The 16,283-nt window shown below is 40.4% G+C and carries 11 protein-coding genes and 1 pseudogene; all 12 read right to left on the reverse strand.

Annotated elements, in window-relative coordinates:
* Positions 1 to 14: 14 nt before the first annotated feature.
* Positions 15 to 5,306 carry a phage tail spike protein gene (locus RYX56_RS05670; RefSeq protein WP_317121093.1) on the reverse strand — a complete coding sequence of 1,764 codons (5,292 nt, stop codon included), beginning with the start codon at positions 5,304 to 5,306 and terminating at the stop codon, positions 15 to 17.
* A gap of 220 nt (positions 5,307 to 5,526) precedes the next feature.
* Positions 5,527 to 6,963, reverse strand: coding sequence for a distal tail protein Dit (locus RYX56_RS05675; protein WP_317121094.1), 1,437 nt, complete (start codon positions 6,961 to 6,963; stop codon positions 5,527 to 5,529).
* A 3-nt stretch (positions 6,964 to 6,966) separates the two neighbouring features.
* Positions 6,967 to 11,358 (reverse strand): phage tail tape measure protein, encoded by a 4,392-nt coding sequence (locus RYX56_RS05680; protein ID WP_317121095.1) that lies wholly within the window; start codon positions 11,356 to 11,358, stop codon positions 6,967 to 6,969.
* Positions 11,359 to 11,571: 213 nt separating this feature from the next.
* Positions 11,572 to 11,946, reverse strand: a complete 375-nt coding sequence (gene gpG, locus RYX56_RS05685) for a phage tail assembly chaperone G (RefSeq protein WP_317121096.1) — start codon at positions 11,944 to 11,946, stop codon at positions 11,572 to 11,574.
* A 58-nt stretch (positions 11,947 to 12,004) separates the two neighbouring features.
* Complete coding sequence (locus RYX56_RS05690; protein ID WP_317121097.1) at positions 12,005 to 12,595, reverse strand: major tail protein; 591 nt, start codon at positions 12,593 to 12,595, stop codon at positions 12,005 to 12,007.
* Positions 12,596 to 12,607: 12 nt separating this feature from the next.
* Positions 12,608 to 12,985 carry a hypothetical protein gene (locus RYX56_RS05695; RefSeq protein ID WP_317121098.1) on the reverse strand — a complete coding sequence of 126 codons (378 nt, stop codon included), beginning with the start codon at positions 12,983 to 12,985 and terminating at the stop codon, positions 12,608 to 12,610.
* Positions 12,982 to 13,386, reverse strand: coding sequence for an HK97-gp10 family putative phage morphogenesis protein (locus tag RYX56_RS05700; RefSeq protein WP_317121099.1), 405 nt, complete (start codon positions 13,384 to 13,386; stop codon positions 12,982 to 12,984). The genes RYX56_RS05695 and RYX56_RS05700 overlap by 4 nt, the downstream gene beginning before the upstream one ends.
* Complete coding sequence (locus RYX56_RS05705; RefSeq protein WP_317121100.1) at positions 13,376 to 13,708, reverse strand: head-tail adaptor protein; 333 nt, start codon at positions 13,706 to 13,708, stop codon at positions 13,376 to 13,378. The genes RYX56_RS05700 and RYX56_RS05705 overlap by 11 nt, the downstream gene beginning before the upstream one ends.
* On the reverse strand, positions 13,695 to 14,000 hold the full coding sequence (locus tag RYX56_RS05710) for a head-tail connector protein (protein WP_317121101.1): 306 nt from the start codon (positions 13,998 to 14,000) through the stop codon (positions 13,695 to 13,697). Before RYX56_RS05710 ends, RYX56_RS05705 begins: the two co-directional genes overlap by 14 nt.
* A gap of 2 nt (positions 14,001 to 14,002) precedes the next feature.
* Positions 14,003 to 14,269: pseudogene (locus RYX56_RS05715) on the reverse strand (fibronectin type III domain-containing protein); the annotation flags it as partial.
* A 13-nt stretch (positions 14,270 to 14,282) separates the two neighbouring features.
* On the reverse strand, positions 14,283 to 15,509 hold the full coding sequence (locus tag RYX56_RS05720) for a phage major capsid protein (RefSeq protein WP_317121102.1): 1,227 nt from the start codon (positions 15,507 to 15,509) through the stop codon (positions 14,283 to 14,285).
* Positions 15,509 to 16,276, reverse strand: a complete 768-nt coding sequence (locus RYX56_RS05725) for a head maturation protease, ClpP-related (RefSeq protein WP_317121312.1) — start codon at positions 16,274 to 16,276, stop codon at positions 15,509 to 15,511. Before RYX56_RS05725 ends, RYX56_RS05720 begins: the two co-directional genes overlap by 1 nt.
* Between the last annotated feature and the right edge of the window lie 7 nt (positions 16,277 to 16,283).

Here is a 16,283-nt window from a genome sequence, read left to right on the forward strand (position 1 = left end):
TCCTATGCTGCATCTTAGCAGGCTTCTAATTGTTTTATTTTTTGTTTCATGTATTGATTTTCAAGCTTTAACCATAGGATTTCATCTTGCATAGTACGAACCTGTGACGATAACTCTTGGGTCGCCTTCACATTGTAATGAATCAACGTATTCGTATTGATCGCTTCTTGGTCAGCCGTTGCAACTGCCGGACTATCCTCGGCAATTAAACCAACTTTACGGTCATAAATTCCGTTCTGTACATTATCAATCAAGTCATAACCCACGACTTTTAAGCCATTAATGACGTATAACCCAATGTCATCAATCGCTTCGACGTTTGTTTTCAGTTTACGACTTGAAGAAGTAATGAATTCAGAAGCGCCAATTGCAGCATAAGCCGTGTCTGCTGCATTTCTTACTTCAAATCGATTCGTGTCTTTTCTTCCTTTAAGAATGTTGTTTCCAACTCGATAAAGAGGATGACCCGTTCCTGATACATTCCAATTGAACTCCATATTCCCTTGAACTGACAAACGGAATTGATCACCGGCATGTAACGCTGCAAAGCCATCGCTCAAACCACCAAGCTCCAAGCTAACAGGCGAACCTTTTCCTGGTAGTAAACGTATCGTTCCCATTGCATTAAGTGCATGAATGGTTGCAAAGTCTCCAAAGTGAATGCTTGCGATATTATGATAGTTATTTGCTCCAGCTCTTTGACCAATGTTAAGATTTGCACCTATTCTAGCATCTTCCAAGATATTGATTCCAACCCCGGTAATTGTTCCACCCCAAATGCGATCAGCACTCAATGTTCCGGCTGTAATCTTATCTGCACTCAAACTAGCAATCTTTGCATCTGTGATAGCTGCATTTGCAATTTGTGCGGTATTCACTGCTAAGTTTGCTATCTTCGCATTCGTAATAGCCGCATTTGCTATTTTGGCTGTATCAATAGCTAGGTTCGCAATCTTTGCGTTTGTAATAACAGCATCTTCTATTTGAGCTGTTCCAATGATGGCTGTTCCTAATTTTGCTTTAGTGATCGCTGCATTAGCTATGGCAGCACTACCAATCACAGCATTTTCAATCAACGTTTGACCGGTGATGTGATTCAGAGCACCATTGATCCTTAAGCCTTCTGACGAGAGGTTAATGGAAGCAATGACCCCGTCTTTCTCTACTTTTGCAGCTATTTGCCCAGCCTGAACAGACAAGCTTGATTCAGCTTGACTCACGCGACCTGTTAAGTTGTTAACGGATGTTTGAGAAGCTTTTGCTTCAATTTGACCAGGTAAAACAGACAGTGTACCTTCAGCAGAAGATATACGACCATTTAAGGCTGTAATTACCGAATCAACGTCTTCAGGAGCTGGTGTCCAGTCGGTAGCTTTATTACCTTTTTCGATTTTCCAGTTTTTGTGGTCTAAGTAGTCTACTGGCACATTCGTATATAGCAGGGTATTTATTCGGTCATAAACTTTTGACTCATTTACTACTAGGTATATCTGAACCCAGCCATCCGATTTTCGGACATCTGTATAGCTATTATGACCACGAGTAGTACTACCGTCACGATATGTCATCCCTATTCTAATTTCTGCATCATGAGATACTCTCACCATAAGAGATATAAGGTACGTTTCGCCGACCTTTAACGGTGTAGGTATATCTCCTTCTATAAAATCATAGCAACTGACTATCGTACCATTCGTTGGAGTCGTTCTGATATACTTTTCAGATTCATCATCCATTGTTGTATTTTGCATTGGGGTAGTTGTTGAGTTGTTAGGTCTAATACCCCTAGTTTGGCTATTCCTAAATAAATTCCTCCCTCCAACCTCTAACCCATCAAAATCAGCTCTAACCTCACTCACACTCTGAACAATTCCATCTGCTCGAATATCTAAGGAGGCAATTTGACTTAATGCACTTGAAACCTCACCAGTCAATGAGTTCATGGTTGTTTCAGTGTTGCTCACTCGTCCAAGAATACCGTTAATCGAAACATCAAGCTCTCCCATTTTGTTGTTATAAACGGTTGTACTTACTCGACCATTAACCGCACTATCAACCTGCGACTTTGTATAAACATCTGTAGCATTCGCTTTTAGATTAATGCTTGTTGCATGTTGCGTCAGTGTAGCTTCTGCACTCGTGATCCTTGACCCTTGCCCGTTTACCGTTTGCGTAAGGCTAGAAACATTTGTTGCAATCGAATCAGCTTTTTGATCAATACTTGATGCAAACTCCTCAACTGTATAGATTGCAGAATCAATGTCTTCGGGAGCTGGCGACCAGGCGGTTGCTTTATTGCCTTTTTCAAATTTCAATTCTTTGTATTCTACCGTTGAAAGGGTGTTTCCGCCTTCCCTTCTTCTAATAACAGCTTTCCCTGCTATTGCGTTTGATGGTGCTTTTCTTGTGATAAGTGAGTACCCTTCTTCTCCAACTGCAACAACGCTCCCATTAGTTGACTCTACCCTCGAACCATTCTCCAATGTCCAAAAAACGCGAACAGTCATGTCTATATCTGTAACATTTTTATAGTAAACCCTAACTGTATAGAATTCTTCTGGTATTACATCTGTATCAGGTGTAAGTGATCCGTCATGATAGGCATTCCAACCATTCATTGTAATTGACTTAAATTCGCTACTTGTTCCTTTTGCAAGATTCCTTCCACCAATCTCTAACCCATCAAAATCACTTCGCAAACTAATAACACTTGATGATAATCCGCTATGATCAATCTGTAGATTAGTAAGATCCTTTCTCACACCGGTTACCTTTCCATCTACTGTGGTAAGCTCTGAACGTTCTGCCTTTGCATCTATCAACCCCGCTTGTATGTTAAGCTGCGTTTGAGCTGAGACAAGGCGTGTATCTACATCGGACACTTCGCTTTGTACAGAAGAAACATCTGCAAAGATTCCGTCCATTCTCACATCAAGTTGCGCCATCTGATTATTGTAAACCGTGGTGTCTACTTTCTTTCCAAGCTCTGTGTTGACTTCTGACTTAGTGTAGACTTCCTCTGCATTCGCCTTGATAGAAACTTGGCCGGCAATCGTTTCAATGCTGCCTTCGGCTGTACTGATCCGTCCGGTTAATGTATCCACACTGGTGATGCTAGCTTTTTCCGATATTAAACCGGCGTGTTGCTCAATAGTAGTCTGATGCTCCGAGACAATACCGTTCACACTGGTTAGCTCTGAGATCGTGGTGGACATGGTGCCGTTAATCGTGTCAATATTCTCTTCCACACTCACAATTCGACCATTGGCAGAAGCTAAAGCCGATTCCTGCTCCTCAGCCCGCTGTAATAAGCTACTAGCAGTACTTTGCAAGCTAGAGACATCATCACTCACTGATACTTCTAAATCCACCATATCGCTCTGTAGATCGTTCACACGGGTTTGTAATTGGCTCGCTGCATTCTCAATGCTGCTTATATTGTTCTGAATCTGAGTGGTCGTACCCTCTAACCCATTAACCTTATGATTTACAAGAAGTAACTGACCGTCCACATATTCAAGACCTGCTTTCTCAGCTAACTCTTGCATCAACTGATCATTAATGGCTTGAACTTCCTGATTGGTGTATTCTTTCACATCGTCTTTTATCAGTTCTTTCGCTAGTTCACTGATCATGTCAGATGTAATCGAACCATCAGCTAACAATGATGCAGTCTCACTTAACTCACGAAGCTTCTCTGCAATGTCAGGACCAAATAAAATGTCATCTGATATGATGTGGACGGTGCTTGCTGAAACTTCTTCAGAGTAACCAGATGCAACCTCATGATAGTTCACTGCTCTTACTTTGAAGTAATATGTCTTGTTCGTTTCTCCTTCAAAGATAAAGGTGCTGACTTTACCTCTAAACACTAGGTCATCAGCTGCAGGTGTGAAACCTTCTTCTTCCGAAGCAAACACTTCATACGCTGCGATATAAGAAGCGGTATTGTAATCCCAACTCACTACTATGTTTTGAAAGAGTCCTTCTGCTTTAACTTGCTCAGGAGGCAGAGGTACAATATTTGCAAAACGATCATCTGTGACCGGCACTTCTTCAGCTATTTGCTTTACTTCATCTCTTGAGGGCTTACTGTCCCAAGTGCCTTCTTTACGATTAAGCCGGCGTTCTAGCTGTCTCATTCTGCTTTCTTGACTAAACTTCTCACGGAAGTCACCAAGTATAACTTCAGAGTGCTCCGGAGAATTCAGATCATGAATGAACTTGATGATCGAAGCATTCACAATGATATTTGGGTAGATGCGACGATTTAAAGCGTCCACTGAATCACCAAGTCGAACTAATTCATGTTCATATCCAATGATAGAAGCAAGCGTGATCACTTTAAGTTCGTACGTATAAGAAGGTTTGTTAACAGTCTGAAGATATCTCCACGTGTTCATTAATAATTCAGCAGGGGCTTCTTCTTGACCATCATACATTCCCTTGCGGTGCTTTCTCCCTTGATCATATCCCCAGAGATTCCTAGCTTCGACATCTTCTATAAACGTTTGACCCCTTGGTTTATCAATCGGATCTCCATTTTCTTTTTTCCATTCTACATCGGCAAATGTAATGCGGCTGCCGTCTTCCCTTGCTGCTCCTCGTCCATACAACAGGGTTTTGATTCCAGTTGATTCTGGGATTCGTCTAATACTTTGAATGTCTTTTCCGATCTCAAACCTTTTACCTAAGTAATCCCCTCTCCGGTTTGAAATATCAATATAGCGTTTGATAATTTGATTTCCCTGGGTTTCAATTCTATATCCGATCTCGCCATTAAATGCATCTAATAATTCACTGATAGCTTCTTTCACTGACATATCGACTAGATCAAGACTTCTTTTTCCTAGATCAGCTACTTCTCCTACTGACCAGCGCGTTCCTTGAAGAACGGCAGCTAAAGCTGTTTTAAGATCTACACTAGGTACTCGATAGCCAGTAATCCATTCGTCAATCAGTTCATACTCTCCACCTTCAGCAAAGATATGTTTCATCGGTCCATCTGGCCCGTCTTCATCTTCTGGAATACGAATAATGAACTCGACTAGATTCCCATCAGGATCTCTTGTTACAGCCCGACCATCCATTTCAATTAATGCTGCCTTTTCATGATCGGCCGGTACAGAGAATTCAAGAATCATTTCTCCGTTCAATTCTTCTGTGAGCGTACCATCAAAATAGGGAAGACCCACTTCCTGATCTTCTGACACCTTTTCATCATTCTGAGAGGTCTTATTTTCAGGGTGTAATATTGTTTGTAACTGTTCATCCTTGTCATAAATCCAAATGGCTGGTGATTTCATTTTTACCTCCTTTCCATTAAAAAAGCTCACCTAGAAAAAGTGAGCTTGCGTTTAATGTAGTTTTCATTGAAAAAATACTTGAAAGTTATCCCACAGTGCAAAAATCACCGCAAACGTTATTAGTAGTATATAACCAACAAGTAACCACCAAATCCAATGAACCTCTTTTATTTTTTTCATATTGATCACCTGTTAAGATTCTTCCCCTTAACAGAAACATCTAATACCACCGACGTCTGTATTTAGCTTTCGCATCTGAGATCCCCTTAGGATCTAACTCTAACTGATTCAAACCTTGTGTCAGACTAAAAAATTCTGTGGAAAGATCATACAGGTCAATCATTGGTTCCCCATTTAAAAGTAGTCCTGATGTTTCCGTGTTGATTTCAATTTGATCACCAGGCAGCAGAATATAAGGCACTTCTAATTCACTTTGTGGTTCATTGATTCGGTACCCTTTGATTTCCTTCACTTTCATTTGTGTAGGAAGTCTATTTGGCCATGATCTCGTAGCCACTTGTATTTGCGTAATCGGTACTGTGTACCGCTCATCAAAGTCTGTATAACCAAACCAGCGCCTTACACGATGAATCCCTGTTGGGCTGTACTTTGTCACATACATGGTCCATCTACGACCAATGCGTGCAATCCGGAGTAGTCCGTTAAAGTTATTCCAACCCTTCTCATTACCGACGGATGGAAACTCTTGAAATGCCCAGAAGCCATTCATACCACCTAACTGAGACTTCGCCATCATTTGTTCGGTACCACGCCAAATATCCTCTAATCCGATCTTTCCAACCGTATTGTTATTAGCATCTAATAAATAGATTTCAACCATGCCCGTTTCAAAACCGACATTCATATTCTCGATATTAATGTCAATTTCAAAATCTTGGAGAGGTGTCCCTATAGCCTTCTTCAATGATGGACCTTGCCACTTATGCGGTTGGATGGGATCCCCAAATGATTCAGGATAAAAGCCATGATAATCGGCTGCCATTGTTCCAGCTACATAACCGTTATCCACTCGATCTGCTGTCTGCCATGAAGAAGTTGAAGTCATGGTGTCATGGAAGACTAACTCTTTCCTTACAACTGCTTCTTGTTCCATGCTTACTGGAAAACCTAAACTGATCGACTTTCCCTCCTGATTGGTGATGGATAAGTGTGTGCTCGGCTCTTTGATCGTTGCCTTGAAGATCGGCTTTGCTTCAGCAGTACCGTTATACATGATCGTGAGTTGATCGTCATCAAATTGCTCCGTCGTTTCTTCCATGTCGTAACGAAATGGATCAGAGCAAATAAAAATAAGAGTGGTTTTCCCACTCCTAACAAACTCCTCCATATCAGTTTGTCCACTTAACTTTGCATAATAAAAGACATCCGGCTCATCAGGAAACCAAAGAGATTTTGCTTCGTTTGTAATCAAAACTCCCGCGAAGTCTTTTGCTTTCTCCATCATTTCTTCACGCGTATCTCCCAATAAATTCACTGGAATAGAAATTTGTCTTACACCTAATTCATGACCGAAATTGTAGCTTCCGTGGCGTCCTGGAACTTCAATTAATTTATTTTCAATTGGAGGGGCTAAAGATCTGCTCTTCTCCCCAACAGCAACCCACTCTCTTAAATTGATCCCATTAAAAAAAGGCACTCTTTATCCGCCCCCTCGTTTTCTTAATTTCCTGTTTTCTCCACGTTGTAACCTTTCTTCAATATCCTCAAAAGTTGCATTAACAAATCTTTTGCTGTTAATATCTAATCCAACCTCAATAGGTCTTCTGTTATTAATTGTAATCAAACCATGCATCCTATCTAGAAAACCATCTAATTTCTTTGAAATTTCTTCTATTACATTAGTTGTAGTTTGTAAAGTGTCACCATTTCTATCCCTAATACGCGGGACATCCGGAACCCCTAACTCTGTCCCTAATTGATTATATAGATCCAGACTCCTATTTCTATATTGCGGTTCTGTAGTAATCGCATATTCAGGCCATCCGTTTTCGGCAAACGCTGCGATCTCTGGTTTAGCTATTCTTCCACCCATGAATCGACCAATCGGATTAATCGGTGTGCCACCTAACCTTTTCTCATAATGGACGTGCGGACCTGTACTTTGACCTGTACTCCCTACCAACGCAATAGTTTGTCCAGGAACAACCAAAGCACCTCTACCTACTAAATTCTTCGAGTTATGAGCGTAGCGATATGAGTATTTACCGCTATTAACCTCGACCATATTTCCATAACCGCCACTCCAACCACTAAACGAAACCATTCCAGCACTTTGTGAGGGAATTGGTGTTCCAGTAGGTGCTGCATAATCCACGCCAGCATGGAACCTTCTTTGTTTTGTGATGGGGTGAATTCGATAACCAAATGGAGAAGTCATTCGATATGGGGGCCCGAAACCTGATCCACCTAAACTTACCTCAGGCAATATTCCTTTTAAGAATTCTGCTGCACCCTTTTTAAGATTAGAAAATATTCCTGATGTTATGTCTTTAAATACGCCACCAAGATCAGTTCCTATTAGTTTGTTAAAAACACTACCAGCTAGTGCGGAAGGTCCCTGCATAAATAAGTCGAAATAGTCTCCAATGCCTTTTTCATAGGCAGGAAATCCATAAGACTTTAATAACTGTTCTGTATGATGATTAGGCAGAACTGAAGCGCCTTTATGCAAGAATGTCATTTCAGGACCTTTACTGCCAGTTAAATAAGTTCCCATCTTAGGATCGTGAACAAGTTCTCGTCCTTTTTCCGAAGTAATTGCCCAGCCGTCTTGAGGGTGACCTGTTAAGCTGGTACCTGTTTCGTAAGCTGGAATAGTGTTGCCACCATTACCTACAACACCTGTTCCAGATACCCCAGGACCTGAAGGTCTACGACCATTGGGTTCCCACATTGGTATACGCTTACTGATACCAAATGCTTCTAGCATACTATTAATACCTTTTGAAATAGAGTTAATATCGTACGCTAAATCGCCTTTGAAACGATCCCAACGAGTAAGGACTTCCCCAGTCGTCCAATTGATACTTCTTATTTGGCCGTCTGCTTGAAGCTGAGCTTGTCGAACAACTTTGTCGTGCATTGTTTCTGCTGCTAAAATAGACTCGTCTCTTTGCCTTTCAGCCTCTTTGATTAAGGCGTCTGCTTGCTCTTTGGAGATCGTACCCGTTTCATCTCTTTCACGTATTATAGCGGCAACAACTTCATTGTATTTATCGTTTGCTTCTTTAATAGATCCCTCTTTAGCTGCCACACTGTTCTTAACTATCTCAGCAGCTTGTTTAGCAGAGATATTCTCGCTCTCTTGCTTGAGTCGTTCCATAATTGCAATCTGTTCTACTTCACTATCACTTAAGGTTCTAACAGCCTGATTCATCATAAAAACCTGAATCTGATTAATTTCTTCTTGCTCTTCTTTGGTTAAGGATCGCTTTTCTTGAGAGGCCGTTTCGATAATTTCATTAATTTGATCTTGGTGTCTTTGGGTTAATCCTTTACGAGCTTCATACATCCCGTCTAAGTTTGCATAGATCTCAGCTTGCTCTTCTTCAGTAATAGCTTTAGAGTCTTTGAGGAATAACTCAAGATTAGACTTACTTTCATCAAATTCTGCCTTTAATCCTTCTTTAATGGTTTGGCCCATTTCTTGAAATTGTCCTGTTAAGCTCTCAGCCATCTCGCCTGTAATAGTTTGACCACTGTATGCTAATCCATTTAATTCAGTGGTGACATCATCATTCAATTTCTTATATGCAAGTACCGCTTCAGTAGTTGAATCACTAACTTCATCACCGAAATCAGTTATCGTAGGAATCAATTCTTCTCGCATATGTTGATATAAATGGTATCCACCTTCAGCCAAAAGAGTTATCGCGGTGATACCTAATCCGACTGGTCCTCCTAATGCAGCGAACCCTAAACGTGCTATTCTTAATGTGCTTGCCATACTTCCTATGTTCTTTGATGTAACTAATGATGTGGCACCAAACTTACTAAGAGCGCCTCCACCTTTAGCTGTATTACTTGCCAAACTACTTGTAGCTTTTCCTGCATCAGAAGTATTCTTTCCAAAACCAAGTAAATTTGCTCCGCCCTTAATTGCTTTAGTTGCTAAGCTACCTACGCCTTTACCGAGTTTTAACAGTTCAGGCAGAAACATAAGAGCCATTCCCGCTGCGCTACCTATACCATCACTCATTAAGAGCATACCAGCACCTGCTGCTGTAGCTCCCCCACGTAATCCTCTCATACCTCTACCAGTTCGACTCATTGCAGTGTTTGCGGTGTTCATCCTTGTAGCGGTCACTGTAGCCGTGGTTCCAAGAGCATTGATAGAAGTAGCAGTTAATGCAGCGCTAGTTCTATAACGACCAAGCGCTGCTGTTCCTCTACCCAAAGCTCCAGCTAACACTCCGAAATTTCTAATGAGCGTACCTAACGCAACGATCACTGGTCCAAGAGCAACTGCTATACCAGCAATAGTGAGAACCCAAAACTTAGTGCTGTCATCTAATTCTCCAAATCTATTAACCATATCAGCTAGCCAATCAATAAAAGGGACCGCAGCATCTAACATGTCATTAATGACTGGGAGCAATTCATCTCCGAGCGTTATTGCCACATCTTTTAACCTGTTCCAGAAGACGATTAATTGGGATTCCGTAGTGCCGTAGCGAGTTTCCGCTTCTTCAGTCAGTGCAATATTTTCATCCCAAGCCTCGTTGGACACCTTTAAAGCATCAGTCAAAGTATCTGAAGCACCCGATGTACGTAAAAGTGCATCCCGAACTCTAATTTCTGATAAACCTAATTGATCAAGCACCGCGAAGGTCGATTCACTTTCATCAGAGATATTACCCAACCCTCTAACAAAAGCCTCTATCGCCATTGAAGCGTCTGTCTCGAATGCATCTTTAAATTCATTTGCAGACATCCCTGAAATTCTCGCGAAATCATTTAGCTTTTGTCCGCCTTCATCTACAGCTCCAGCCATTTCAATCATTACACGTGAAAATGCCGATCCGCCGGCTTCTGCATTGATCCCTACAGAAACTAATGCGGTAGATAACGCCAAGATATCTGCTTCAGTCAAGCCGACCTGATTACCTGCCCCTGCTAACCGTAGTCCCATTTCAGTTATCTCAGACTCTACAGCAGCAAAGTTATTACCTAAAGCAACTATTGTTGAGCCAAGTCGATCAAAGTCTTGTTGGTTCATACCAGTGATTGTAGCAAGCCTTGCTAAAGCCATAGCAGCTTGATCACTTGATAAATCTGTAGCGACTCCTAAATCTACCATCGTTCTTGTAAATCCAAGAATTGCTTCATTTTCAATACCTAGTTGTCCAGCTGCCTCTCCAACACGCGCTATTTCTGTTGCAGCAGCAGGTATTTCCAATGCCATATCCCTAATTCCTTGTTTCAAGACGGCAAATTCATCTTCAGTTGCATCCACTGTTTTACGAACCCCAGCAAATGCTGATTCAAATTTAATAGCTGCTGTTGCAGACGTCCCTGCAAGTGCAACAATTGGTGCAGTTATACCCGCTGTTAACCCTGTTCCTACACTTTGTAGGTTCCCCCCAAGCGACTGAGCTTTACCAGAGAAGTTTTCCAAAGCGTTTGAAGCTGTTGCCCATGAAGATTCTTGATAAGCTAACTCTTTGGAAACCTCCCCTATTTCGTTACCTAAGTTGTTGTAGGATCCAATGGCACTATTTAGCTTCGCTCCTGCTTTTAAAGCGGCATCTGATTCAGCTCCATGAGCAGTTACTAAAGCATCGTATTGGTTCCTTAATTGTTGTACACGCACCCCTTGAAGGTCATATTGTTTAGTCAATCCTTCTTGACGAGCTTTCAACCGGTCAGCCGCAGTTCCTAAAGTGCCAAAACTAGAGGTTGAAGCACGCATTTCACTTCTTGCCAATGATAGTCTTGCATTTACATTTTTTAATCCTTTATCTAATTCAGTCCCATCTAAACCTACACGGACCATTAAATTCCCTAAATCTTCACTGCCTAACAAGTTCATACGACCTCACCCCCTAAAACACCGCGTCTATAGGAACCACTTTCGCATTTTGCTTTTCTTTGTTCCGTTGGTATGATGGATCTTCTTGTTTATGTTGATGTCTTATTAAGTCATAAAAAAAATCGACATCCATATTGTCGATGTCGAACAATGACCATTTTTCCATTAAAATAATACAATCATCTTTTAACCGGTCTAGCCTTTGACTCACTGTTATTCTTGCGGATCCGTCACTTCTGTATGTTCCTTCATTTCCGCTAAGAACTTCCCCATTTCTTTTTCTTGTTTCTCTAATTCTTTTTTAGTGGGGTAACCAAGTAAACCAACGCCAATCACCTCGTACCAAATATCATTAATACCAATGGCATTTAACCCATTTTCTACCTGATCAGCTGTAAATTTATGATCAAAAGCTTCAACTAGAAGGGCTACTCTTAAATCAATCGCTTCGATTTGCCCAACTTCTTTTTCTTTAAATTCTTTTTCCATTTCAAGGGCTTTTCGGTGAATCTTGAGGGGGACAAAATGTTGTGTGAAAGTTTTTTCTTTTCCTTCGATAGTTAAAGTTAATTTCAATGCTCTTTTCATGATAATTCCTCCCAAAGTTAAAAGGCACCCGCGTTAATCGAGTGCCTTTGCTCTAAATTTAGTTTTCTGGTGTAGTGTTCAATAAAGAGAGATCAAAGACTTCCTCAAAGAATAGATCTTTAAAGTCTGCAAACTCTTCAGCATCGGTATCACCCGTAATTTTAAATACTTCATCATAATCTCTGCGAATAAAAGTACCTGTAATTGAGGCGTCTTGGAAATTAGGTTGCTGAGTTTTAGTGTTCAACTCATTAGATGGGATCGAAAAGCGACCTTTGGTTAACCAAACAAACTTCTCTTCTCCATTCGCTTTGGTGCCCTTAAACCCAAAAGCTACCCAAGGTGGCGTTACATCTTGCTTATAAGCAATAACGCCTTTTGTTAAAGTTTGACCAAGAATTTCAGCTAAGACTTCATCTATAATTTCATTTGTCCCCACAGTTAAAGTGGTTTCACCAGTTTGAGTGATTACATCGATAGGACCATTATCAGCATACTGAGTAGCTGATTCTTGACCTGTATTAACACTTGCAGAAATAGCTGGGGCAAACGGTTTAACTTCCCCGTAAGTAGCACCAGTCTTATCATCTGTATCAAGTACGGAATAAACAAGATCTCGCAAACCTACCATAGAACTTCCTTTTTTCATTACTCATTCCTCCTATAGTTCAAAAACGTTGTTGTATCGCAACGCTTTCCTTATCACTTTATTTTCTTCATCAAAAAACGAAGCCACTCCGCTACGTCCGTAACCAAGTGACTTCATTACTTCATCAATTTTTCTTTGTAGTGGGGCAGGGTCCCCTTTAGTCCAGAGGTCGATTTGAACAGGAATACTACTTGCAGTTGCTGAATTATTTGCAAAATGAACATCTGCATTATCTAATTCAATTACTCTAATATAAGGATAAGCTTCTGAATGACCACCAGGCACATAATATCGATGGATTTTCCACCACTCAGACGTAACTTCTAGCAACACAGCCAACTCTTGATCTTCTTCTAAAACATCAATAATATTTGCTTCCATGCTGATCATCGGAGTTTCAACCCCTTTTTCAGCTCGCTCATAATCGCAACTTTAACCAATAATCTCGAAAGAGAGGACGCCCTGCTTATAAAAGCGTTTGGTGGCATTTTGATGGTCCCAAATTCTAAAAACTTTGCTCTCCAAGCAGTTTTTTTCCCTGGTCCTACTAAGACTATCGCAGTCCCTTCTCTTACTCTTCTAATTCCTGACATGCCCAAATCGTCACGAATATGAACATAGCTTTCACCATTGATATCAGATACCGGCACCTCTTGTTTCATTCTTTCTAAAACAATTGTAGCTCCCGCCTTAACAGCACGTCCCTCTACACGCTTATAGCCATTACCAAAATCACTCAAGTTCTTTAAGACTTCTTCGAATCCCTCAACTTCATCACTATTATGATTCATTAATAACAACCCCTTTGCATTGCAAAACGGTTTCCCTTTTATATTGAAAATCAGGCTTTACTTCCTCTATTTCAAAATGTTTGTCTTTAAACGATACTAGCATCCCCGGCTTAATCCCCTCTACATATCGAATTTCAAAGAAGATTCTAGCCTCTGCCCTTTCAACCGCAACCTTAAAAGATTGCCAGTTTGTAGGTTCAACTACAGCAGACCAACACTCGTAAAAAGTAGAGAATTTCTTTTGAACTATCTTTGTAACAGGATTTCTAAAATTCTCAAACGACCCTATAGCAATTCGATTACGATATTTACTTGGATTCATCTGGGATCACTCTCATTTTTAAGACAAGGCTTTGGATACCATAAGGTAAATCTTTAGTAGTTGCATGGGATCCATCCTGAACTTGACCTCGATTTTCATACCAATGACTAACAAACATACCAATTAGTAACTTGTATCTATACTCATCAGAAAGAGAGATAGGCACTCCCATATCTTTTGTTTCCTCAACGGCAGAACCAATAAGACTTTTAAGGAATTCATCCTCAAAAGTCCCGTCGATTCGCAAGTGACTCTTTACAAACGGCAATGTGGAACTTATAACTTCTTCCAAGTTTATTCACCGCTTTCTGCTTGTGTTTCGTCCGTGGTCACCGAAACAGCTTCACTGAAGCTCGAGATCGCCCCATTTAAGGCTATTGCCCTCACTTGGTACTCATAGGTACTAGAAGGATTTAAACCGCTCTCTGAGAACGTCAGACCCTTACGCAAGCCTATAAGTTCTCCGTCCCTATAAATCTCGTACTTGTCAATACCCCCACTATACTCAACCGCTTCCCAAGATAAGCTCACGGAACTATCAGTCTTGGAAGTGACCGTTAAGCTTTGGGGAGCCTTAGGGCGTTTCTGTTTTAGCGATACGGAATGCCGATTTTAATTTGATTTGATGGTCCATCCAAGCTGTAATAACAAACTGTTCAATACCTGTTTTTACATCCTTGTCACGATCGTAAAGTACATTTAGATCATAGTTGTAGTGAGAATACGAGAAATCACCAACAACAGGATCTACTGCAGAATCTGAGAAGGTAACTGGCTTCCCTAGAATTTGCTCTGGTTGCGCTGTATATAAAGTTGCATTTCCATTCGCTAAAAACTCAATAATGTCAGAGTAATCTTGATAGGTCATAACAATCTTTGCATTCTCACGGTAATCTTCATGTAAATCCGCAATTGCTTTTCGAATAGCTTGATACATATTTGCACCATTCACAACTTTGATATTGTTTTGAGGATAATAAAAGGACATATGCTCTTCTCCTGATTTAGGAGTAGTAGCAAATGCAACTTTCTTTTCTTTAGCCGCTACACCTGATTGGAGCGCACGATCTACATGACTAACTAAATTAGTATGCGTACCATTCAATACAGTTTCTGAGATGCCGGCGAATACCTTGAATTTGTGACGACCAAATGAAACAGTATCACCAGTAGCCTTTAGCTCTTTGGCAGTCTCCTTATCAGCGATAAAGTCATCATCATCTAAAGCAAAATTCAATTTAGGAATTTCAAGGTTAGTGATTTGCGTAAATGTAGACAAGTCACGTAGTTGATTTTTCACGAATGGTTCAACGATGATATCTGATGAAACGGTTTTAGGAAGGAATTTACCTCCACCTGTTTGACCATCATCACCTAGCGCCTGATAAACCTCGTTGGAAACTGGTTGCTTATTCATAGTAGAGCGAATAAGTTCAGCCTTAGCTTGAAGTACTTTCTGTTTCGGATCTTCAGGATTATTTTTTTGTTGAAAAGCTTGTTGTTGAGAAAACTTAGCTTTTTGTTCAGCCTCTAGACTGTCATGTTGCTCCTTCACTACATCAAATCGCATTTTCAAATCATCACGAGATCTTTGCAAAGCAGTGATGTCATCCATTGTTGCGCTTGGATCAATAGCTTTTTGTGCCAGGTTATCTTCAGTCTTTTTTAACTGCTGACCAATCGTAGCCAAATTTTGTTTTAGTTCAAATAGAGTTTGTGCGCCAAAAAATTGTATTTTTGTTGGTAAATAAGATTTTTTACATGCCACTTTCTTTTCGATAGCTTTGATTTGTTTTCCCATTAGTACATTCCTCCAGAGATTAAATTCAATTCTTTAATATTCGCTTTTGCTTTTTCTGCTATTTTTTGACGCTGGGACATTTCTTCGGCTGAGATAGTTCTATCATTCTTAGCTTGTAAACTACTCGGTACATTTTTGTACTTAGCAAAAAGTTCTTGGTTGGTTGATGCTGCCATTTCATTCTCTTGTTCAACTACGTCACAAAGTCCGTACGTTTTAGCTTCTTCAGCCGACAACCATGTTTCATTATCAAGTAATTGTTTCAAAGTTTCTTCATCGAGTGAATCACCTGCCTTCGCTAAATAGCTTTGAATAGCAGAAACGCTAATGCGATCTAAATCTTCAGCGATTTTCCTTAACTCTTTTGCATTGCCCATAGCAAAAGTCCACGGATTATGAATCATCATCATGCTATTTTTAGGCATAAAAATAACGTCACCGCTCATGGCGATAACGCTTGCTATTGATGCTGCTAATGCATCGATGTGGACATTAACCTTTGCTTTATGCCTTTTTAGCATGTTATGAATGGCTACTCCTTCAAATACACTTCCACCCGGTGAATTAATATATAGATTTAATGTACTAACATCACCTAAACTATCAAGGTCTTCTTTAAAACTAGAAGCTGAAGTATCTTCTTCATCCCATTGGTATCGAACAATATCTCCATAAATAAAGATATCCGCAGACGCACTATTATCAGTAGACAATTTCATTTCCCAGAACTTTTTTTTGGTTACATTATTAAAATTATTTGCTGACATAAAATAA

Source organism: Alkalihalophilus lindianensis, assembly GCF_032843265.1.
GTDB classification, from domain to species: Bacteria; Bacillota; Bacilli; order Bacillales; family Bacillaceae_D; genus Alkalihalophilus; species Alkalihalophilus lindianensis.